This is a genomic window from Nitrosopumilus adriaticus, assembly GCF_000956175.1.
GTDB lineage: Archaea > Thermoproteota > Nitrososphaeria > Nitrososphaerales > Nitrosopumilaceae > Nitrosopumilus > Nitrosopumilus adriaticus.
The window spans coordinates 338217-357622 of the sequence record NZ_CP011070.1 but is presented as its reverse complement, the minus strand read 5'-3'; the positions used below and the strand labels follow the sequence as shown (position 1 = coordinate 357622).

Annotated in this window: 22 protein-coding genes, 4 tRNA genes and 1 pseudogene; 10 read left to right on the top strand and 17 right to left on the bottom strand. The window is 33.0% G+C overall.

What is annotated here, in order from left to right; translation table 11 throughout:
• Positions 1–28: 28 nt before the first annotated feature.
• The gene (locus tag NADRNF5_RS02040) at positions 29–2293 is read right to left on the bottom strand and encodes an aconitate hydratase (RefSeq protein WP_048115163.1); all 2265 of its coding nucleotides are present in this window, start codon (positions 2291–2293) and stop codon (positions 29–31) included.
• Between the two features lie 155 nt (positions 2294–2448).
• On the opposite strand from NADRNF5_RS02040, the gene NADRNF5_RS02035 reads away from it, so the two are divergent.
• The gene (locus NADRNF5_RS02035) at positions 2449–3081 is read left to right on the top strand and encodes a hypothetical protein (protein WP_048115161.1); all 633 of its coding nucleotides are present in this window, start codon (positions 2449–2451) and stop codon (positions 3079–3081) included.
• Here NADRNF5_RS02035 and NADRNF5_RS02030 read toward each other — a convergent pair.
• Genes NADRNF5_RS02030 through NADRNF5_RS02020 form a run of 3 tightly spaced genes read right to left on the bottom strand, consistent with a single transcriptional unit; the run spans position 3078 to position 4371 of the window.
• Entirely contained in the window at positions 3078–3650 is a 573-nt protein-coding gene (locus tag NADRNF5_RS02030) for a hypothetical protein (RefSeq protein ID WP_048115158.1), read from the bottom strand. The two genes, NADRNF5_RS02035 and NADRNF5_RS02030, sit on opposite strands and share 4 nt — an antisense overlap.
• A gap of 18 nt (positions 3651–3668) precedes the next feature.
• On the bottom strand, positions 3669–3908 hold the full coding sequence (locus NADRNF5_RS02025) for an Lrp/AsnC ligand binding domain-containing protein (protein ID WP_014963852.1): 240 nt from the start codon (positions 3906–3908) through the stop codon (positions 3669–3671).
• A gap of 43 nt (positions 3909–3951) precedes the next feature.
• Complete coding sequence (locus NADRNF5_RS02020) at positions 3952–4371, bottom strand: EVE domain-containing protein (RefSeq protein ID WP_048115154.1); 420 nt, start codon at positions 4369–4371, stop codon at positions 3952–3954.
• Between the two features lie 244 nt (positions 4372–4615).
• On the opposite strand from NADRNF5_RS02020, the gene NADRNF5_RS02015 reads away from it, so the two are divergent.
• Positions 4616–4879, top strand: a complete 264-nt coding sequence (locus NADRNF5_RS02015; RefSeq protein ID WP_048115151.1) for a hypothetical protein — start codon at positions 4616–4618, stop codon at positions 4877–4879.
• On the opposite strand, the gene pheT is transcribed toward NADRNF5_RS02015, so the two are convergent.
• Both pheT and pheS read right to left on the bottom strand, forming a co-directional pair.
• Positions 4850–6493: a phenylalanine--tRNA ligase subunit beta gene (gene pheT, locus NADRNF5_RS02010; RefSeq protein ID WP_048115149.1), complete on the bottom strand. Its 1644-nt coding sequence runs from the start codon at positions 6491–6493 to the stop codon at positions 4850–4852. The genes NADRNF5_RS02015 and pheT overlap by 30 nt on opposite strands.
• Entirely contained in the window at positions 6484–7872 is a 1389-nt protein-coding gene (gene pheS, locus NADRNF5_RS02005) for a phenylalanine--tRNA ligase subunit alpha (RefSeq protein ID WP_048115146.1), read from the bottom strand. Before pheS ends, pheT begins: the two co-directional genes overlap by 10 nt.
• 51 nt (positions 7873–7923) lie before the next feature.
• On the opposite strand from pheS, the gene NADRNF5_RS02000 reads away from it, so the two are divergent.
• Positions 7924–9036, top strand: coding sequence for a tryptophan--tRNA ligase (locus NADRNF5_RS02000; RefSeq protein WP_048115144.1), 1113 nt, complete (start codon positions 7924–7926; stop codon positions 9034–9036).
• Positions 9033–9314, top strand: a complete 282-nt coding sequence (locus tag NADRNF5_RS01995; protein WP_048115142.1) for a hypothetical protein — start codon at positions 9033–9035, stop codon at positions 9312–9314. The genes NADRNF5_RS02000 and NADRNF5_RS01995 overlap by 4 nt, the downstream gene beginning before the upstream one ends.
• A 146-nt stretch (positions 9315–9460) precedes the next feature.
• Here NADRNF5_RS01995 and NADRNF5_RS10820 read toward each other — a convergent pair whose 3' ends face one another.
• The 6 genes and pseudogenes from NADRNF5_RS10820 to NADRNF5_RS01965 form a co-directional block, all read right to left on the bottom strand.
• Positions 9461–10177, bottom strand: coding sequence for a CxxC-x17-CxxC domain-containing protein (locus NADRNF5_RS10820; RefSeq protein ID WP_082051961.1), 717 nt, complete (start codon positions 10175–10177; stop codon positions 9461–9463).
• A 71-nt stretch (positions 10178–10248) separates the two neighbouring features.
• Positions 10249–10578, bottom strand: a complete 330-nt coding sequence (locus NADRNF5_RS01985; RefSeq protein WP_048115140.1) for a hypothetical protein — start codon at positions 10576–10578, stop codon at positions 10249–10251.
• Positions 10579–10630: 52 nt separating this feature from the next.
• The gene (locus NADRNF5_RS01980; protein ID WP_048115138.1) at positions 10631–11107 is read right to left on the bottom strand and encodes a phosphopantetheine adenylyltransferase; all 477 of its coding nucleotides are present in this window, start codon (positions 11105–11107) and stop codon (positions 10631–10633) included.
• A 79-nt stretch (positions 11108–11186) separates the two neighbouring features.
• Positions 11187–11459: pseudogene (locus NADRNF5_RS11520) on the bottom strand (hypothetical protein); the annotation flags it as partial.
• A gap of 486 nt (positions 11460–11945) precedes the next feature.
• Complete coding sequence (locus NADRNF5_RS01970; protein ID WP_048115134.1) at positions 11946–13013, bottom strand: hypothetical protein; 1068 nt, start codon at positions 13011–13013, stop codon at positions 11946–11948.
• Between the two features lie 309 nt (positions 13014–13322).
• A tRNA-Ala gene (locus NADRNF5_RS01965) sits at positions 13323–13396 on the bottom strand.
• 80 nt (positions 13397–13476) lie between these two features.
• Between NADRNF5_RS01965 and NADRNF5_RS01960 the strand changes: the two genes are divergently transcribed.
• Both NADRNF5_RS01960 and NADRNF5_RS01955 read left to right on the top strand, forming a co-directional pair.
• The gene (locus NADRNF5_RS01960; protein WP_048115124.1) at positions 13477–14031 is read left to right on the top strand and encodes a thioredoxin family protein; all 555 of its coding nucleotides are present in this window, start codon (positions 13477–13479) and stop codon (positions 14029–14031) included.
• Positions 14032–14064: 33 nt separating this feature from the next.
• Positions 14065–14139 (top strand) — tRNA-Ile (locus NADRNF5_RS01955).
• Between the two features lie 8 nt (positions 14140–14147).
• Here NADRNF5_RS01955 and NADRNF5_RS01950 read toward each other — a convergent pair.
• Entirely contained in the window at positions 14148–15041 is an 894-nt protein-coding gene (locus NADRNF5_RS01950; RefSeq protein ID WP_048115116.1) for a B12-binding domain-containing protein, read from the bottom strand.
• A gap of 199 nt (positions 15042–15240) precedes the next feature.
• On the opposite strand from NADRNF5_RS01950, the gene NADRNF5_RS01945 reads away from it, so the two are divergent.
• Positions 15241–15636 (top strand): response regulator, encoded by a 396-nt coding sequence (locus NADRNF5_RS01945; protein ID WP_048115114.1) that lies wholly within the window; start codon positions 15241–15243, stop codon positions 15634–15636.
• Positions 15637–15753: 117 nt separating this feature from the next.
• Complete coding sequence (locus NADRNF5_RS01940) at positions 15754–16140, top strand: hypothetical protein (RefSeq protein WP_048115112.1); 387 nt, start codon at positions 15754–15756, stop codon at positions 16138–16140.
• Between the two features lie 5 nt (positions 16141–16145).
• Here the strand turns inward: NADRNF5_RS01940 and NADRNF5_RS11010 are convergent.
• Positions 16146–16267: transfer RNA gene (locus tag NADRNF5_RS11010), tRNA-Leu, on the bottom strand.
• 91 nt (positions 16268–16358) lie between these two features.
• Between NADRNF5_RS11010 and NADRNF5_RS01930 the strand changes: the two genes are divergently transcribed.
• Together NADRNF5_RS01930 and NADRNF5_RS01925 are read left to right on the top strand one after the other, a co-directional pair.
• Positions 16359–16432, top strand: a tRNA-Thr gene (locus NADRNF5_RS01930).
• Positions 16433–16599: 167 nt separating this feature from the next.
• Positions 16600–17463, top strand: coding sequence for a DNA adenine methylase (locus NADRNF5_RS01925; RefSeq protein ID WP_048115110.1), 864 nt, complete (start codon positions 16600–16602; stop codon positions 17461–17463).
• Between the two features lie 89 nt (positions 17464–17552).
• On the opposite strand, the gene NADRNF5_RS01920 is transcribed toward NADRNF5_RS01925, so the two are convergent.
• The 3 genes from NADRNF5_RS01920 to NADRNF5_RS01910 all read right to left on the bottom strand — a co-directional run bounded on the left by NADRNF5_RS01920 (position 17553) and on the right by NADRNF5_RS01910 (position 19399).
• On the bottom strand, positions 17553–18203 hold the full coding sequence (locus NADRNF5_RS01920; protein WP_048115108.1) for an ammonia monooxygenase family protein: 651 nt from the start codon (positions 18201–18203) through the stop codon (positions 17553–17555).
• 149 nt (positions 18204–18352) lie between these two features.
• Positions 18353–18715, bottom strand: a complete 363-nt coding sequence (locus NADRNF5_RS01915) for a hypothetical protein (RefSeq protein WP_048115106.1) — start codon at positions 18713–18715, stop codon at positions 18353–18355.
• A 120-nt stretch (positions 18716–18835) separates the two neighbouring features.
• Positions 18836–19399, bottom strand: coding sequence for a methane monooxygenase/ammonia monooxygenase subunit C (locus NADRNF5_RS01910; protein ID WP_048097271.1), 564 nt, complete (start codon positions 19397–19399; stop codon positions 18836–18838).
• Between the last annotated feature and the right edge of the window lie 7 nt (positions 19400–19406).

Genomic DNA, 19406 nt, shown 5'->3' with positions numbered 1-19406 from the left:
TAATACTAGTCAGTCCACGATAAAATGATCATCTATTTCTTAAAACATTAAGTGCAGAGCCAGCTTTAAACCATTCAATCTGAGCTTTATTGTATGAGTGATTAAGTAAAACTTGATCTTTACTTCCATCCTTATGTGTAATAACACATTTTACTTGCTTATTTGGTTCCAACTCATTTAATTCCAAAAGACTGATTTTGTCATCTTCTAAAATTTTTTCATAATCATCTGGATTGTTAAAAGTTAGTGCTAAAATTCCTTGTTTTTTCAAATTAGTTTCATGAATCCTAGCAAGACTTTTGGTGATAACTGCGGCACATCCTAGATATCTAGGAGACATTGCAGCATGTTCTCTGCTACTACCTTCACCATAATTATTATCGCCTACAATAATCCATCTCATCTGTTTTTCTTTATACTGTCTTGCAATAGTTGAAAATCCTTCAAGTTGATTATTGAGTATATTCTTTCCTTTACCTACTTCGTCATTAAACGAATTAACTGCACCTAAAAGCATGTTATCACTCAAATTATCTAAGTGACCTCTAAGAGACAACCAGGCTCCAGCTGGAGAGATATGATCAGTGGTACATTTTCCTTTAGCTTTAACTAGAATTGGTAAATCAACAAAGTCATTTCCATCCCATTTTGAAAATGGTTCTAAAAGTTGGAGCCTTTTACTATTTGGATCAATTATTACTTCAACTTCTGTTGGGTTTTCTGGAGGTGGAATGTAAATTCCTTCAGGAATCATAAATCCATTTTCAGGAACTTCAGGTGCAGGTTTTGGTGGTAGCAGTTTAAATTTTGTACCATCTGAAGAAGTAAGTTCATCTTTTAATGGATTAAAGGACAATCTACCTCCTAATGCTAAAGCAATAATCATCTCAGGACTACCAATAAAATTCAAAGTAGATCTATGACCATCATTTCTTCCTGGGAAATTTCTGTTAAATGTAGTAACGATTGTGTTTTTCTCTTCATTTTGTAATTCAGGTCTATTCCATTGTCCTATACAAGGTCCACACGCATTTGCCAGAACAGTTGCGCCAATGTCTTTAAGAGAATCCATTTGACCGTCCCGTTCGATGGTTCCACGAATTTGTTCAGAACCGGGAGTGATTAACAAAGGAATTTTAGATTTGATTCCTTTTTCTTTTGCTTGTTTGGCAATACTTGCAACTCTAGACATGTCTTCGTAAGATGAATTTGTACAACTTCCAATTAACGCAACAGATATTGAATCAACATAATCATTTGATTTTACATCCTCGCCTAATTCAGAAATTGTTCTAGCTAAATCAGGAGTGTGAGGCCCTACAATATGAGGCTCTAATGTAGAGAGATTTATTTCAATTACTTTATCAAAAAAGATTTCTGGATTTGATTCAACTTCAGGATCTGCAACCAGTAATTCTTTATTTTGATTTGCTAATTCAGCGATTTTTTCTCGATTAGTATATTTTAGATAAGTTTCCATTCTTTCATCAAATGGGAATATTGAACAAGTTGCACCAATTTCTGCCCCCATATTTGTAATAGTTGCTTTACCAGTACAACTAATAGATTTTGTACCAGGTCCAAAGTATTCAACAATAGAATTTGTTCCTCCAGAAACCGTTAGTTCTTCTGCAACTTTTAGAATGATATCTTTAGGTGCGGTCCAACCATTAAGTTCTCCAGTTAATTTAACACCAATTTTTTTTGGGTAAAGTAACTCCCAAGGAAGTCCAGCCATAGTTTCAGCTGCATCTAATCCACCTACACCAACTGCAATCATTCCCAAACCACCAGCATTTGGAGTATGAGAATCAGTACCTATCATCAAACCTCCTGGAAATGCATAGTTTTCAAGAACCACTTGATGAATAATTCCAGCACCAGGTTTCCAAAAACCACATCCATGTTTTGCAGATGCAGATTGCAAGAATTTGAAAACCTCACTATTTTCATCAAGAGAAACTTTCATATCAACATCGCCTTGAACTTCAGCTCTAATCAGATGATCACAGTGTACAGTTGTTGGTAAGGCAGATTGTTTTAATCCTGCTTGCATAAATTGAAGCATAACCATTTGACCGGTTACATCTTGTAGTGCAACTCTATCAGGTTTTAGAAAAACATAATCTTTTCCACCATTAAGAGTTTTATCAGGAATTTCATAAAGATGACCAGATAAAATTTTCTCAGTAAGAGTTAGTGGTCTTTCAACTACGTTTCTATATTTTACAATATTCTCTTTGATTTTTGAATAAACATTTGAAACTAATTCAGGGGTGGAATCAATATCCATAGAAAACGGTGAATTTCTCCTGAATTTATTATTTACAATTTAAAATTTAGAAATAATAGCAAAATAGGCATACAAAATCCTTAACAATTATAAGCAAAAAGCATGTTTTACTATATTGTTGGGGAGTAGTATGTTTTTTAGGGTGATTTTCAAAAATGGTCAATAAAGGTTTTCCAAAATTTGGAATGTCGCAAGCTGGAGCCTTTGTTGCAGCTTTGAAGAATTATAATTTACCAGATTTTATTCTAGTTTTAATTGCTAAAGAGTGTAAATCAGATCTTCTAGAAAGAGGTAGAATAGATGACAGATTACAAAGTATGAATGATGATGCCTTAGAATTACTACACAAAGTCTTTGTAGGTTGCGAAGAAGATGATGCAGGAAAATATGCACAATATAGATTCTATGCATATGTATCAAGCATGTATCACAAATGTGAAGTTCTAGTTAACGAAACAATTCCAGGCGAATCAGGTAAGAATCATAAAATTCCTGTTGCCGTGAAAAATAATGGAATGTATATTTCAGTAGCATATAACAAAGCAACTGGAAATCCAGTTAATAAAAAAGAGACAATTAGATTTTATGAAATGGTAGATGATATTAAAAAAGGAGATCATGGAACAATGTTAACTGATGCAATTTATGGTTCTTCGGTAGGGTTTAGAGGAGATGCATTAGTTGAGCTTGAGAATTTGAGTAAATCAAGAACAAATGATCCCGAAAACAAATTAGATTTTAAAACTGCAAACTTTGAAAATAATATCTATTCAGTAACAAAGTGTTAATTTTTTAAATTTACTTGAGAAGTGTCAATTGTTAAAAACATAGGCTTTGCATTTGTTTTTTGAAAATCTTCTCCATATTGTTCAAATTCTAATTGTTCAAAGAGATGTTTTGTCCAAATATCATGAACCACTTGAATGAATTTTTTGTGTCCAAGTTTTCGCAAAAACTCATGTAATAAAATATGAGATACGGTTGTACAGTTTTTTTCTGCAAGAAACAAAGTATCATCAGCTTGTTTTGGAGGTTGCCAAAATACCAATCCAAAATTTTCAGCATGATATCCATCACATGTGCAGTCGGTCCACAAGGGTTTGAAATGAGTGAGGTAAAAGTGATAGATGTCTTTTCCCCTTTGATCATGGTCTCTAACAAATGTATGAGTATCTAATCTTTGAAGAATACTTGTTGGTTTTGTAACCAACTCGTCGCATTGAATTTCATAATCTATACCAAATTTTTCTTTTATCCATAATTTGTAAAATTGGCCCATTTTTTTAATATATTCAAATTCGAATTTTCGTTTTTCACGATCTTCTTCTTTTATCACAAAAATAAAATGTAAAATCATAATAAGAAAAAAGGGTGTTTATGTTTGGCCTTCAATACCCATAAGGGTAAGAGTTGAACGAATTTTTTCAATTTTTCTGATCTTCCAAGTAATTGTTTCTCTTAGTTTTTCTACAGTATCAGATTCAATTTTGGCCAAAATATCATATGCACCAAAAGTTCCATGAACTTCTTTTACACCTTCTAAGCCTTTGAGTTGCTGAATAATAGCTTCCTCAGAACCTAGTTCACAGTTTATTAAAACATAAGCTGTTGCCATATTTTCATTAAACAAATCGACTATATCAATAAACCGATTGTAGTTATTTTTCAGAAATATTTAAGATTGCATCCCAAAGAGGCTTGGGGACAGGCATTACAGACAATCTAGATATTCGAATTAGTTCCCAGTCTTTAAATTTTTTATCTTTTTTCATTTCATCAAGCGTAACAGGACGTTTCAATGTTTTTTTATATTTCACATCAACTACAATAAACCGTTCATTATCCTCTTTTGGATTTGGATAAGGCTTTGAAGTAATTTGCATGATTCCAACTGCTTGTCGCTCATCACCCGTATGATAAAATAAAACCAGATCACCCGATTTCATTTCTCTCATATGTTTTAATGCAAGATTGTTATGAACTCCATCCCATACCGTAGTTTTTTCTTTCTTTAATTGTTCAAAGTTGTATCCTCTAGGACCACTAGGTTCTTGTTTTGTTAACCAATAGTTTACCATTTAATTTCTCTGAATCAAGGGATGTTTTATCTTTTTAAAATAATGTTCCCCGGTTCTGACTCGCACAAAATCATTGGTACATAGCCATACGCCTCCTCGCGTTCTGAAACCGGGGTTGCCCATAATGTAGCACACCTGGGTGAATTAGAAATCACTGGTATCATTACGATCGACTCATCCTAATCCGTCTGCATGCCTGCTCTCGGGCGATTAATTATAGAACTGCTCCTACTAAAAACCATTGATGGAAATCAAAAATCAAGCGTTATTTTTCATTGGGATTATAGTTTTGATTTTAGGAATACTAATCATAATTTTTGATTATCCACAAATTCAATATCTAGAAAATTTTGAGTTATCTGAATCAAATTATCGTCTAGATGCAGAAAGGTTTTCAATTTATCAAAGATTAATGATCGAGATTACTGTTGGAATTGGGTTATTTGTTACAGGTATTGGATTGATGATAATATCGTTGTTAAAGCGATTTGAGAATAGATTCAGATAATGATATTTCAAAACCAACTACAGGTACACGTATTTTATAATTTTCAATAATTTTTGAATCAATCTTTCCAATAATTCCAATTTGAGAATTATCAAGAACCACTGAAGCACAATGGCCGTCTTCAAAAGTGGGATTTGTGATAGTCTTAGTTTCAATATTAATTCCAAATCCAATTTTTAACGCAGATTGCAATATTGATTTAATTTCAGTAAAGTTTGCATCTTTATGAGCACTAATTCCTGAAAAATTAATTTTTTCAGATACAGGATTATCAAGACCAAAAACAATTCCAGTTTCAAACATTTTTTGAGGATATGTTTCATGAATATTTCTTGAAAGGTTTTCCAATAATCCAGGAAGTATAGAATCTCTAAGTATTGTATGCTCCTGACTTTTGGAATCAAGTACAGAAATAATTTTTGAAGAATCCCTATTTGTCATCTCATATAACACACGTTTACTACTCAAACTAGAATTCAAAGCTTCAAGAAATCCTAATCCTATCATAGTTTGATCTAATGATTTTAATTGAATTGATACTGGATTAATTTTTCCTATAGTTTGAGATGGAGAGATTGTAGGTTCAAGATTTTGGATTCCATATCCCAAAGCTACTTCTTCTACCAAATCCATAGAACCAAAAATATCAAAACGGTATGCAGGGATAGTACAAGTGATGATAGAACCTTTTGATGATGCATCCAATCTAGACTTTTTCAAAGATGAAGTAATTTTTGATGGTGTTAAATTCAAGCCAAGAATCTGATTAATCAATGAAGAACTGACTTTGATTTTCTTTTGTTCTAGTTTTGGAGTAGAATTATTTGATCCAGAAATTTTTACAGATTCCAAGTAAAACCCTGCACTTTGTAAAATGGTTGCCACTACTGAAAGCATATCTTCTGCATCCTCTTTATTGATTCCAGTCACCTCGACAAAGAGATTCTTTGTTTTTGTAGTAACTGTTGTGACTGCAGCATTAATAATCGGAGGAAAAGATACGGTTTTTTGATTCGTATCTAAAATTATAGGTACTTGTGAAGATTGCCCCAGTAAAGGCCCATAATCTTTTCCAACAATTGTTTTAGAAAGAATTTCAGTTATTGCAATTTCCTTTTCAGAATTTAGTGGGATGAATGTATGATCTCTGTCAGTAGTGGTGTAAACTAAAGGAAATGAAATTTTGTCTAAATCATGTATACCAATAGATGATTTTTTTCTTTTTCTCCCTATTCCAAAATGAAGATCTTCTTGCATGGTCATTAATTGTTTGATTGTTTTGTCATCAATTTTTCCATTTTTTGCAACAATACCAGTAACAAAGGGTCTAATTTTAGATACGCTAGATTTTACAATGATTGGGTATTTGGTAGATTTTTTTACATTGAGTTTCACAATACCAGTTTTAATTCCAAGTAATCCTTGCAGTCCAAGTGCAATTCCAAAATCTGTTGAATAATCGGGTCTATTTGGACTGTATTCAATTCTAACTAAATCTTGATTTTCTGACTCTATATCTAATCCAAGAAAAGGTAAAGAATCAGCAATTTGTTTTTTTGAGACTTTACCAATCAATTTCTGAAGTCGCGAATAAGATAATTCCACTACTGGCATTTTGTCGTACTCCTCAACCAACCAAGATTATTATTGTAAAATTCTCTTACATCATCTAAATCATATTTTAGCATAGCAATTCTTTCAATACCACCACCCCAAGCTAAAACAGGTTTCGTGATTCCTAAGGGTTTAGTGACTTCAGGTCTAAAAATTCCCATTCCAAACAATTCAATCCATTTACCTAATTTTTCATTGTATACCATTGTTTGAAGAGAGGGTTCAGTGTAAGGGAAAAAGGTTGGCCAAAATTTTATTTTAGTAATACCAATTCGTTTGTAAAACTCTCGTTGTATTCCCATTAAATTTCTTAAAGATGCATCTTTTCCAACAACAACTCCTTCAATTTGATTAAATTCTACAAGATGTTTGTAACTTACTTTTTCATTTCGAAATACACGTCCTAATGAGAAAAAACGTGCCTCATCAGGCTTATTTTCAGCAAGATGTTTGATTGTCACACAAGTAGTGTGTGTTCTCAAAACCATTTTTTTTGCTTCACTAATATCCCATTGATATCGCCAATTTTTTTTGTGTGATTCAGAAACTTTTCTAATTTGTTCTGCCGTTCCAATTTTTTTAGCATTTATTTTATCCAGATAAAATGTATCTTGCAATTCTCTTGCAGGATGATCTTGTGGAGTAAACAATGCATCAAAATTCCAAAAGCTTGATTGAGTCATATTGCCAAGAATTTCAGAAAATCCTAATGTTACAAAAATTTCACGAATTTCATCTATAGTATCTTTCAGGGGATGGGTTCTAGCAACAAAAGTTTCGGGAACTTTTGCTTCGACATCAATTTCTCCACTAGATTCTGTGAGTTTGATGGATTTAGAAGAATCAGATAAACTAATCTCTTTAGACGTAATAATATCTTCAATTATAAAATCAGGTCTTTTTAATAGAGTAGTTAAATCATCAATGTCGATTTTATCTTTAGATATTTTATTTTCACCAATTAGTTTGATAGTTTTTTCTCCTGGAAGTTCTGAAGGAATATTTTTGATAGAAATTTGATCTGATGAGGCTTCTACCCAATTATTTTTTCTTGCTAAACCCATTGAAGGGCCAAATACAAATCCCAATTCTTTTTGTAAATCAGATAATTTTTTAGGACCTGTCTTAAGTAAATTCAACAGTCTTCTTTCAGGTAATCCTTTTTGAAATGATTCAATTCCATTTTTTCCTAATCTAATAATGCTTGATTTTGATTCAGTGACAATTGCTAGATCTTTTAATCGAAGCCATTCAATACCTCTTCTGATTTGATCAGGCGAAAGTTGTGTAGATTTTTCAAGGGTTTCTGGAGATTGTTTTGGATTATCTCTTAGAGACAGGATAATTTTTTTTTCAATTTCATGAAAAACTTGCGACAACAGCAAAGAATCCGAAAAAGACTTTTTAAACCTTAACCTAAGTCAAGATGAATGTCAGCTGATGACTTTATTGTAACTCCTTGGCATGTTGAAGGTGATATTGATTATGACAAATTAATCAAGCAATTTGGTACAGAAAAGATTTCAGTAGAACTTTTGGAGAGAATGAAAAAAATTACAGGAGAAGACAATTTTATGCTTAGAAGAGGGATTTTCTTCTCTCACAGAGAAATGAATAGAATTCTTGATGAATATGAAAAAGGGAACAAATTCTTTCTATATACTGGAAGGGGTCCATCTGGGCATACTCATATTGGACACTTAGTACCATGGGTATTTGCAAAATGGTTACAAGAAAAATTTGATGTTAATATGTATTTTCAGCTTACAGATGATGAAAAATTTTTTTCAAAACCAAATCTTACTTTGGAGGAGACAAATAAATTCGCTTTTGAAAATGCTCTTGATTTTATTGCATTAGGTTTCAAACCAGATAAGACAAAAATTATTATCAACACAAAAAATATTCAAACACTTTATCCTATTGCAGCTCAAGTTGCAAAAAAAATTAATTTTTCTAACACAAAAGCAACATTTGGTTTTACAAATGAAACAAACATTGGAATGATTTTTTATACTTCATTGCAATCAGCTCCATGCTTTATTGAAGATAAACCGGTTTTAATTCCTTTAGGGGTAGATCAAGATCCTCATTTTAGACTAACAAGAGATATAGCTCCAAAAATTGGTAAGCCAAAACCTGCATTAATTCACAACATTATGATTCCTGCATTAAAAGGACCTGGAGGTAAAATGTCAGCATCAGATGAAAATGGAACAATTTACACTACTGATTCTCCAAATGTTGTAAAGAAGAAAATCAACAAGCATGCATTTTCTGGAGGTCAACCAGATATTGAGGAGCATAGAAAAATTGGTGGAAATCCAGACATTGATGTTTCATTTCAATATTTGAGAATATTTTTTGAACCAGATGATAATAAATTAAAAACAATTTATGAAGATTATAAATCAGGGAAATTACTATCAGGTGAATTAAAAGCAATACTTATTGAAAAAATTAATGATTTTCTTTTAATCCATCAAGAAAAAAGAGAAAAGGCAAGAGACAAGATACATGAATTTCTTTTGGAGAATAAATGAAGTTAAACATTACATTTGATGACAACTATGAGGCTCAAAAATTAGCCAGTTTAATTTTCATTAAAGATGGAGAGGAGACGTACATTAAAGCAATTCTAAACATAATAAAAAATGAGTTGGTTATCTTATTGAAAGATAAATCAGCCCATAGTATTATGTTCAAAGAGGAAGGGCATGTAGAAGAATTTGCAGATTTTATTCAATCAGTTCTTGATAAAGAGCACAAGATTATCTCTACTACAGTAAATGATGTCAATGTAGAAATAGTTAAGGGATAATCTAGGAACCAAAAGCAGTGTATAGAGCTACTATTCCCACCATTATGATCATAGCGATTCCCAATGCCTTTTGATCTCCATCCATAATATTATTCTAAAATAATTATAATTAAAGTGTTAATAAATTCTCAAAAATGATTCTAGGATTATCTAGGAAAGTATTTACTCTTTTTAGATTTTGGTCTTGATCTATCTTCTGTTCGTTTTGGTATAGGCTCTCTAATCTGATTACAATTTAAACAAAATACCTTTAATTCTTCTCTAGCAAGATCTGGTGCTGAAATATATTTCCCCCAAGATGCAGCATCACCACCACGACCAGAATTATCAGAAGTTACATTTTCAGAAATTGGACTAATTCCTAATGCTCTTTCATCCTTAAAACCACAATTAGAACATATTTTCCCACCTAAAATTTCATATAACTTCTCTTTGATGGTTTCATAAAATTTGTCAGAACCATTAGAAAAGAAACTTTCTTGTTTTCTCAAAAATTTATCATTTCGTGGTTTTCTAGTCCTATTATTTTCTCGACGAGACTCTCGTTTGGATGAAAATCGTGAACCTCTATCATCTCGTGAATATCTATCATTTCCTGAATCTTGTGGTTTGTTTTGTCTGAAACAATCACTACAGTAAACTGGTTTGTTAGTTCTTGGAACAAATGGAACAGTACATTCAGTCCCACAATCAGAACAAGTTACAGTTGTTGATTCATCTCTACTGTCATTTCGTGAACCTCTATCATCTCGTGAATATTTATCCCTACTAGAGTTTCTAAAAGAACGTGACGGACCATTATCTCCAGTGGAAGATCTTCGCGAATTTTTTTTATTGGAGTACTTTGATTTGTAGAGTTCCATTGTATTTTTGGTTAGGTATTTGGTTATAGATACTTACAGATTGAATTTGTGCCTAAAATAAAAAAATCGCATCATACTAATGATTTATCCATTTCAGCAGACATTATTTCTTGAACTTTAAGAAAATAGAGTTTTGTAGAATATGGCATCTCATCTATATTATTATCAACTACTATCATGAAATATCTTACTGCACGTTTTGAAATATCTAAATTAAATTTCATTGAAAGTATAGGATCTTGATGTACTTTGATTTTATCCTGAAGCCATGGAGGAGCCATCTCAATTGTTTCTTTGATGATTTTATCATACCAAAATGAGAGATTCTCAGGGTGTAGTCCCTGTTTAAGATTTGATACGTCAGTATCAATTTTTTTCATCATATGGTTTATGATTGCCATGAGACAAAATCCAAGAATTTTGTTTTATTACAATTACTCAAAGTTAGACAAGCTACTTGTCAATTGAAAGCGAGTTCCCCTCAATGTCAATTTCAGAATTTTTTATTCTAGTGGTAGATATTCTTTTTCCATCTTTTGCCAAAAACATTGGAACCGTAATAATTTCAACAGGGGGAAGTTTCTTTTCTGAACGTAATTTATTTAAGATATTTCCTTGATTACTGGTTTCATCACTTACTACAAGTGCTTGAACTTCTTTTTCTAGAACTGCAGGTCCAAAATCATTATTTAATTTACTTATTTGAAAAGAAGTACTAGGGTATTTTTTTAAAAGTTCTACACTCAAATTTTCAAGTCGTTTTTCATATTCATGAAGTAGAATTTTTCCTTTCTTTTTAGCTAGCTCATCACTAGTTAATCCAATTATCACTTTATCTGAAATATCAAATGCACTTGAAAGTAATGTCAAATGTCCTTTATGGATTATATCAAAAGTCCCACCCATTGCAACAAGTGAAAATTTAGACATGCATATGTATAAAATTCTTTGAAAATAAATCTACTACTTTTTCATTATGCTTAAAATGTAAATTACTTGAGATTTTTTCTTAACTAGATAATGTCATCAATCCTTCTTTAATCAAGAATTGAATACCTTCAACGAAAGAGCTGTCATCAATTTGACCATCAGCCCACCATCCAGCATTACTTTTAATCCAATCAGGTATTTTATTATTAGAAGTTGTAGATCCTTGTTCAGTCACAGGTATTTTCATCAATCCTTCTTTAATCAAGAATTGAATACCTTCAACGAAAGAGCTGTCATCAATTTGACCATCAGCCCACCATCCAGCATTACTTTTAATCCAATCAGGTATTTTTGCATCAACTAAGGACAAATTATCCAAACCAGAATTTATCAAAAAGGAAATACTTTCAACTGTAGCCTTTGAATTCCCATATTGGGCTTTTACAAAATATTTCCCTTCAAAAAATTTTTCATTTAGATCAACAATATATGAAAATGTCCTATCAGGATTTATCGGTGTTTTTTGAGTAGAAACTAAATTTTTACTGGAATCAAAAATAGAAATTCGTAAATTTCTATCTTCATCATATTTATTTACAGTTCCAGAAAATATTATAGATTCTCCAAGATCATATGATTCCTTCTCAGTGTTGATATCTACAGTGTAGTTGTTTGCACTACTTTGTTCAGGGGGACCACCATAACCTAAAGCGCTTTGACCTGAAAAAGATACTACAAGTAAAGACATGGCAATAATGAAAAAGAAATTAATTTTCATGAGTACGATCCAACATATCTTGTTGCATTTAAAGGGTAGAATTGTATTGCTTTAACAAATCTAATTTACTAGAATTAGGACAAATGGGCCCTGCTCAGATATAGGAATATTATTTCTATCCCAAACAAATGTTTCAATGAAAAACAATCCCTTTTTTTCTGGAATCCAATCTATTGATTGTGACTGGGGTTGATTTCCAATAAATCGCCCGTCAAATTTTCCAATAAATTCAACATATGGTAATTCTCCAGATTCTTTGATTTGAACATAATATGTGTATGGAGTTTCAGCTGGAATTTTTTTGCCAGAAAACTCAACTACTGATTTACTGACAATATTTACAGTTGAACCTACCTTAATTTCAGATAGATTGTTTCCATTTGTGTCCTTTACTGCAACATTAGAAATGGATACCAATTTTGACATTGATTGTGGAGGTGGGATTTTTACATCAACAAAATCAGAATTGAAAATATTAGACTCTGCAAATAACAAAAATCCTACAGCTCGAGGATCAATTTCTTCATTTATCTCAAAAGGTACCTCAGCATTTGACTCCACATTACCAAGTTCTATTGTAGAAACCCCAAGAATTCGTGATGGTTCAAAACCATCATAAAATGCCAGGTAAACGTTAGTATCAGTATTAGGAGCCCCTCCATTTTGTAAAACTCCTGAAAATCTTAAAGATGTATCATAAAATACATCATTAGAATAAACTGACAATCCCTTTTGTTTGGATACTGAAGGATCAAATCCCAAAAGAAAGACAGATGCCTGAGTGATATTTGGATTAGGTGTTTGAGAACGAATGGCATATGGAGATTTACCACTTGCTGGAATTACTTCAAGAGTTGTTTGACCTTGATTGATATCTAAAGGATTTGGATCTAAATCATCATAAAATTTTACTTGAATTACCACATTTGTTACAGCGGATAATGAATCATTGTTTTCAACTTCTCCAACAACAACAGTGTAGCCCTCTGAATCCTGAAAAACAAAAGGAGTTTCACTGGTAAGAGATACTGAAAGAGTAGAGGGCGTGTCAGTTTTTTCTTGGGAATAGGATTGGGAAAAAGGAATCAAAAGCAAAATCAAAAACATACCTAAAACAAGTTTCTGCATCAAATGATGTTGCTAAATCAGATTAATTTCATTTAGCATAACATATAGTCAACAAGAAAGGTAACATCAATTCACCTAGTTACCACTAAAACTAGAATAATAAAAAGAGATTAAAAAATGATATGTATTCTTATTTTCTCTTTGCGGTAATTGCTATCCAGTAAATCAAACCTGGGGCTAAACCTACAATGAGTGGTATGAATACGGGCCATCCGTCTGCTGCGCTTGCCATGAAAAAAAACTCAAAGTTATCCTATTTAAATCCATCCAGTAATCTGAAATTCAGCACAGATCGGTTTAGCCAAAAAGTGGACCGGACGGAATTTGAATCCGTGACCCCCCGCGTGCAAGGCGGGTATACTACCAGGCTATACTACCGGCCCACATGAACTTTGGATAATCTGTGGATTTTAATTGTTGTCTTCTTGGCAAGAATTTTATTTGAAAACACGATTGATTCTTTATGGTTCTTTTAGAGTCTCAAGTCAAACTAAAAACTGGAAGTATTGCACCAGATTTCGAATTACTGGGAATTGACGACAAAAAACATTCCCTAAATGATTACAGTAACTACAAAGGGATTTTGGTAATTTTCATGTGTAATCATTGTCCATATGTTAAAGCTAAAGTAGATGCGTTAAATGAGTTGTATGAAAAATTTGGAAATGAGATAGCCATTATAGGAATTAACAGTAATGACTCTACGGATTATCCTGAAGATAGTTTTGAAGCTATGAAAGAGACTGCAAAAGAAAAAGGATTCAAATTCGATTATTTGGTGGATGAAACACAAGAAGTTGCAAAGAAATATGGAGCAATGTGCACACCTGATCCATTCCTGTTTAACAGTCAAAAACAATTGGTTTTTCATGGAAGAATAGACAATGCTATGAAGCCAGACGATTCCCCAACTGAAAAGACAATGATCAACAATATGCAAAAATTATTGTCCGGTGAAAAAATTGAAAATGATTTTGACCCATCAATTGGTTGCTCAATCAAGTGGAAAGAAAATTAAACTTAAATGAGTCCTGCCTAGAGATTTGTTCGTGGGCTCGTAGCTCAGCTTGGCTGGAGCGTTCGACTGATAATCGAAAGGTCATGTGTTCGAATCACATCGGGCCCATTTTTTAATCATTTTAGATTGTCAGCAGTTGTTTTGGACCATTGTAAAATATCCTCAAGTTTATCAGAAAGTAAATCAGAATTAATTTTAGATTTTTTTGATGTTTTACCACATAGGACTAGCTTCAAATTTTTTCCAGATTTTCCTTTAATCGGATTTATAGAATTTGCAAAAAAGTTCAATCCCTCATTTGAATGTGAGAATATTATTACTAGTAAAATTCCAGGTTTTTGCTTCCAGATTTTTCCTACCAATTTTTGAAAATCAAGATCAAATAAAACATCAATTGCCGAAGACATGTCACCTAAATGAGAGACCCTCCATCCCTCTGAATGATATGCTGCAGATGCAGCTTCGGAAATCAGGATACTTTGCGAATCAGCTGCAATTACAACTACATTCTTTTTTGGATCAGTTACTATCTGAAGTTGATTGAATATTTGAAATGATTTTGAAATTGTAGTTTTTAGCAGATTAAGTTCTGCGGTTCCAATTTTTCCGTCATCAAATAGATTCTGTATATGATCAACTGCAGGAAAAATCACTTCAAGAATCAATCGATTGGTAGTTGCACCAGAATGCAAGCAATTTCGAATTAAAGATTGAGCTTGTTCATCAGTACCTTTAACCAGATATTCAAGGTAGGCCGGTCCCACTTTGAAATAATCATCAGGAAAGTTGAAAGATTCTTGACCTGGTTCTAAAAACCACAAAGTCACATTTCCAATATTTTTTTGGCGAAGCAATCCTTCGGCTGCAAAAATTTTGAGATATTTTGACATTGTAATTCTATTAATGCCGATTTTTTTAGAAATCTCAACTCCCGACATTCCAGTATCAGAATTTTTCAAAGATAAAATCAATTTCGCTCTAATTGATTCTGTTGAATAGCCCTTACCCATGATGTTTTTGGATTATGGTATTGTATAAACACTAATTTTCAATTTTATGTATGGCTATTTTTAAAATGATTCAGATAGCCTGTATTAGAAGAATTAAGGGTAAAAAATGAGGGCATTATTTTAGTTCAGAGGGCCATCTTCATAGGATGTTTGATTTAGACATACAGATCTATGTATTATTTGATGGATGTATGAAATTATGCATAGTTTGAAAATTCTTGTTGTGGAAGATTCTGAGGCAATAGCAGGGTTTTACAAAGATGTCTTAGAATCTGAAGGACATAAAGTCAGTATTGCAGTGGATGGAAGAGAAGAGATTGAACTTTATGAGAATGAAATGTGTTCACATCAATCTGAACAACAACCCCCTTTTGATCTAATTGTAAGTGATAATTCAATGCCTGTATTAAACGGGATTGAAGCAGGTGCAAAAATTTTAGAGATGATGCCAAATCAGAAGATTTTTTTTGTTACAGCAAACAAGGATATGATTTTAAAAAAATTCAGTGTTGATGGAAAAAATATCGATGTTGCAGCAAAACCAATCAAAATCGATTTATTTTTGAAGAAAGTAAATTCACTTGCTCAAAATTAATTTTTAAAATTCCAGCCTAATGCCAACATGAAAAAGTATGTAATTCAGTCAAAACATCACTTTGAAAATAAAACATTAAATACTTGAGTACTTTATTGTACGGTAAGGAAAAGTAAATTGCCAAAAGCCGGATTCAAATCAATCACAGTTTCAGAAACAGTTTATGATAAATTCCACCAAGTTTATCAAAACAGTAAAGACGACCTTACAATGAAAGGCGTCAATAGTTTCTCAGGTTATGTCACTTACATGCTAGAGGAGATGATGCAAAAGGACAAGACTTTTGCCAGATATGCTCCCAAGATTGAAAAGATTTCTGTTGATGATGATCGTGTAATTCTAAAAGATAATATCAAAAATAGAATCGCAGAAGTTGCAGTTCAAAAAGGAGAGTTGTTCTGTCAGCTATGTGATGAAAAAGATTGTGTACATGTTGGTTTTGTTTTCTCATTACCAGATGTCTACGAAGTCCTAAACTCTAGAGGAATAAAGCATCCAAAATAGAGTAGTGGAGGAGGTGGGATTTGAACCCACGAACTCCTGAGAGACAGGATCACCCATTATTTGATCTTAAGTCCTGCATGTCCAAAAGCACATAGTGCTTACTTTGGCCAGGCTTGATTACTCCTCCAAAAATCTAGAAATCTGTGTGAAATTTAACAGTTTAGAAGAATATAGGTCAGAATGAAGAATTATAAGGATTTTCTACTGAGAATTTTCGTGCTTCGATAGCTCAGCCTGGTAGAGCGTTACATTGGTAATGTAAAGGTCGCGGGTTCAGATCCCGTTCGAAGCTTTTTCATTTCTCACTAATTCCAATGCAATTCTTAAATTCCACATAATTGAGGATTTTGACCAATTTACGAAATTTGTATTTAAGCTATTCCAAGACTAGGAAAAAGTTAGTTTAAGATCAAATTATTTTATCTAAAGCACAGTTAATGATTTTTGCAATCATAATCATTGAAACAAGTATACAGTCAGATTTCATCAGTTGCCCCAAAACCTTTTGTAAAATGGGCAGGTGGAAAACGTCAATTAATTCCAATATTAAATGAGAATCTCTCAAAATCATTTGGAACATATTTTGAGCCATTTTTGGGAGGTGGTGCATTACTCTTCCATATCCTTACTGAAAGAAAGGGTCAAAAATGCAGTATTTCGGATTTGAATTCTGACCTAGTTTTGACATATACTACAATTCGAGACAGAATTGATGAATTAATTTCATCACTCAAAAATCACGAAAAAAACTATCATAAAGATTCTAAATCATATTATTATTCAGTTAGAGAATCCAATCCGAGAAGCGAGATTGAAAAAACATCAAGATTACTGTTTATGAATAGAACTTGTTTTAATGGATTGTATCGTGTAAATAGCAAAGGGAAATTCAATGTTCCTTTAGGGAGATATACAAATCCAAATATAGTAAATGAGAAAAATTTGCGTTCAGTAAGTTCCATTTTACAATCAAGCAAAGTTGCAATAAAATGCAGAGATTTTGAATCTGTTCTTCGAGATGCAAAAAAAGGTGATCTAGTATACTTTGACCCACCATATCAGCCAGTTAGCGATACTGCCAACTTTACAAGTTACACTAACAAGAATTTCACATATGAAGATCTCAATAGACTAGCAGATCTTTGTTTGAAATTAGATTCTAGAGGATGTAATGTTTTATTATCAAATTCAGACTCTAAAGAGGTAGCAGATGTGTTCTCAGGCAAATCTTGGAAAATTAAAAAAATCCATGCTAATCGTTCCATTAATTCAAATTCTAAAAAACGAACTGGACACTTTGAATTATTAATTAAAAATTATTAAAAATAATTTTCTAAATTTTATTTTTAGAATTTAGTTTAGAGAAAACTCTAAGAGAAAATAATAAAATGAAAAGGAAAAGGTTGGAGTTTTTAGTCCCACTTTGACCATGCGGCCATCCATCTGTATGTCCAAGTGTTCAGTTTGACACCTAATGCTGCCATTGTACATCCCAATACTGCACCTGCACCTGCACCGAGAGCAACTGGGCTGTTATAGAATTTACCTACTTGCGGTTCGATTGGTGTCATATATGGTGGCAATGTTGGTCTTGGATATTTGAATGCCGTTTCTAGTGGGTCTGCTACTGTTATCAGGTTTACCATATTGAATAATGGTAATGACATTCCTACCAGTACGCCGCCAAACAGTATCAAGGAGTGCTTGTTCTTCTTTGTTGCCCAGTATACTAAGTCCAACAGCATTGCTGATGGTAACCAAACTGGGGTGACAATGAAGTCATATGGATATCCTAGCGAAAACCATGCGCCTTTTGCTATCCATGTGTATACTGTCATAATTAGAGCGTAGTACGTTGCTGTGCCTGGAACTCCTGTAAATGTTAGATAATACGTAGCACCTACAATAAGCATCAACGTTTGCGATATTGAGAATACCGTGAACGAAGTCCAAGCCCAGTCAGTGTAGAAGATGTAGTCTCCTGCATTAATTGTTAACAGTGTTGAGTTAACTGCAACTACTACTATGAATAAGTAGTGTGTACATCGTCTTAACCAGACCATATCAAGTCAAAGAAACGGTCAGTATATAAAATTTTAGAGTATGCAGAAGATCGTCATTTTAGACTATGATAAAATAATGAAAATATGTTATAGTCCTCATTTAATTAAATGAAAATGAAAAAGAAGTGTCTGAAGGGGTTTCCTTCTGATTACCAACCAACATACAATGATACGAATAGTACGAATGCTACTGATGCAGCAATACTACCACCAACTATACCATTACTATTTTTGTTGGAACCTTCTTCCATGACTTTAACACAGAAGATGTAACCTATTGCCTCAATGATTGCAAGTACGATGAATGCAAAGTGACCACTTGCTGTTGGATATGCCCATGGATAATAGAAGTATCCTGCTGCAGTACCACCAAAAGTAGCTAACAAAGCTGCCCAGTAGGAAATTGTGATCATACCGGTCATATTTTCAACGCGTCGTCCAATCATTTTTTCGATATCAGCGCTACCAGCTCCGCCGCCACCGCCTGAACCGAATCCTTTTGGAAGAGTCATTATGGAATTATTCTGATTCAGAATCCTTTTAAATCTTTCTTAAACTGAAGCGTCCGTACGATCTACGTCATTTTTAAAAAATAATAAAATAAGAAAAAAGTGTGCTATTGCACAATTTGTCTATGGAATTGATCTACTGTACAATTTGCCTTCTAAAGCCATCTTGTACATCTCTGCAACATATGGGTTCTCTCCAGGAGTTTCTGCACCTAGTTCTACGAGTCGAGCATATACTCTGACTACGTATGCAAGTGCACCCATGAATGCAACTACTACACCCATGTTAAACATCCAGTGATTTGGAACCGCAAATATTTCTTCTACAAACCAGAAGTGCCACATCTCATTGACCCCAATTGTAAACATAGTTGCAAGGTAACCAAGAATGGTCATCTTCAAACCAGTGTTCATTGAATTATTAGGACCTCTAAGAACTGGAACTTTTCTATCATAGATTGCTGCTGCACCCCATCCAAGTGGTAATGTGATGAAGTGGGAATACAACCACCAGTGTGCTGGTGTAAATGCACTATCTCTGATAGAAGTCTGATGTAGAGAACCATCAACGAAGTTATCTACTTCGACTGATGCTGCAGTAGATCCCATAGCAATAACGATGAGCCAGATTTTTTTAAGTCTCTGAATCTCAACTTCTTTTGGGATTAATGCGGGCATCTGTGCCATGCTTACA

Coding starts and splice junctions, on each gene's coding strand:
- NADRNF5_RS02040 (WP_048115163.1), bottom strand. CDS start 2,293: ATGGATATTGATTCCACCCCTGAATTAGTTTCAAATGTTTATTCAAAA.
- NADRNF5_RS02035 (WP_048115161.1), top strand. CDS start 2,449: ATGGTCAATAAAGGTTTTCCAAAATTTGGAATGTCGCAAGCTGGAGCC.
- NADRNF5_RS02030 (WP_048115158.1), bottom strand. CDS start 3,650: ATGATTTTACATTTTATTTTTGTGATAAAAGAAGAAGATCGTGAAAAA.
- NADRNF5_RS02025 (WP_014963852.1), bottom strand. CDS start 3,908: ATGGCAACAGCTTATGTTTTAATAAACTGTGAACTAGGTTCTGAGGAA.
- NADRNF5_RS02020 (WP_048115154.1), bottom strand. CDS start 4,371: ATGGTAAACTATTGGTTAACAAAACAAGAACCTAGTGGTCCTAGAGGA.
- NADRNF5_RS02015 (WP_048115151.1), top strand. CDS start 4,616: ATGGAAATCAAAAATCAAGCGTTATTTTTCATTGGGATTATAGTTTTG.
- pheT (WP_048115149.1), bottom strand. CDS start 6,493: ATGCCAGTAGTGGAATTATCTTATTCGCGACTTCAGAAATTGATTGGT.
- NADRNF5_RS02000 (WP_048115144.1), top strand. CDS start 7,924: ATGTCAGCTGATGACTTTATTGTAACTCCTTGGCATGTTGAAGGTGAT.
- NADRNF5_RS01995 (WP_048115142.1), top strand. CDS start 9,033: ATGAAGTTAAACATTACATTTGATGACAACTATGAGGCTCAAAAATTA.
- NADRNF5_RS10820 (WP_082051961.1), bottom strand. CDS start 10,177: ATGGAACTCTACAAATCAAAGTACTCCAATAAAAAAAATTCGCGAAGA.
- NADRNF5_RS01985 (WP_048115140.1), bottom strand. CDS start 10,578: ATGGCAATCATAAACCATATGATGAAAAAAATTGATACTGACGTATCA.
- NADRNF5_RS01980 (WP_048115138.1), bottom strand. CDS start 11,107: ATGTCTAAATTTTCACTTGTTGCAATGGGTGGGACTTTTGATATAATC.
- NADRNF5_RS01970 (WP_048115134.1), bottom strand. CDS start 13,013: ATGCAGAAACTTGTTTTAGGTATGTTTTTGATTTTGCTTTTGATTCCT.
- NADRNF5_RS01960 (WP_048115124.1), top strand. CDS start 13,477: ATGGTTCTTTTAGAGTCTCAAGTCAAACTAAAAACTGGAAGTATTGCA.
- NADRNF5_RS01950 (WP_048115116.1), bottom strand. CDS start 15,041: ATGGGTAAGGGCTATTCAACAGAATCAATTAGAGCGAAATTGATTTTA.
- NADRNF5_RS01945 (WP_048115114.1), top strand. CDS start 15,241: ATGCATAGTTTGAAAATTCTTGTTGTGGAAGATTCTGAGGCAATAGCA.
- NADRNF5_RS01920 (WP_048115108.1), bottom strand. CDS start 18,203: ATGGTCTGGTTAAGACGATGTACACACTACTTATTCATAGTAGTAGTT.
- NADRNF5_RS01915 (WP_048115106.1), bottom strand. CDS start 18,715: ATGACTCTTCCAAAAGGATTCGGTTCAGGCGGTGGCGGCGGAGCTGGT.
- NADRNF5_RS01910 (WP_048097271.1), bottom strand. CDS start 19,399: ATGGCACAGATGCCCGCATTAATCCCAAAAGAAGTTGAGATTCAGAGA.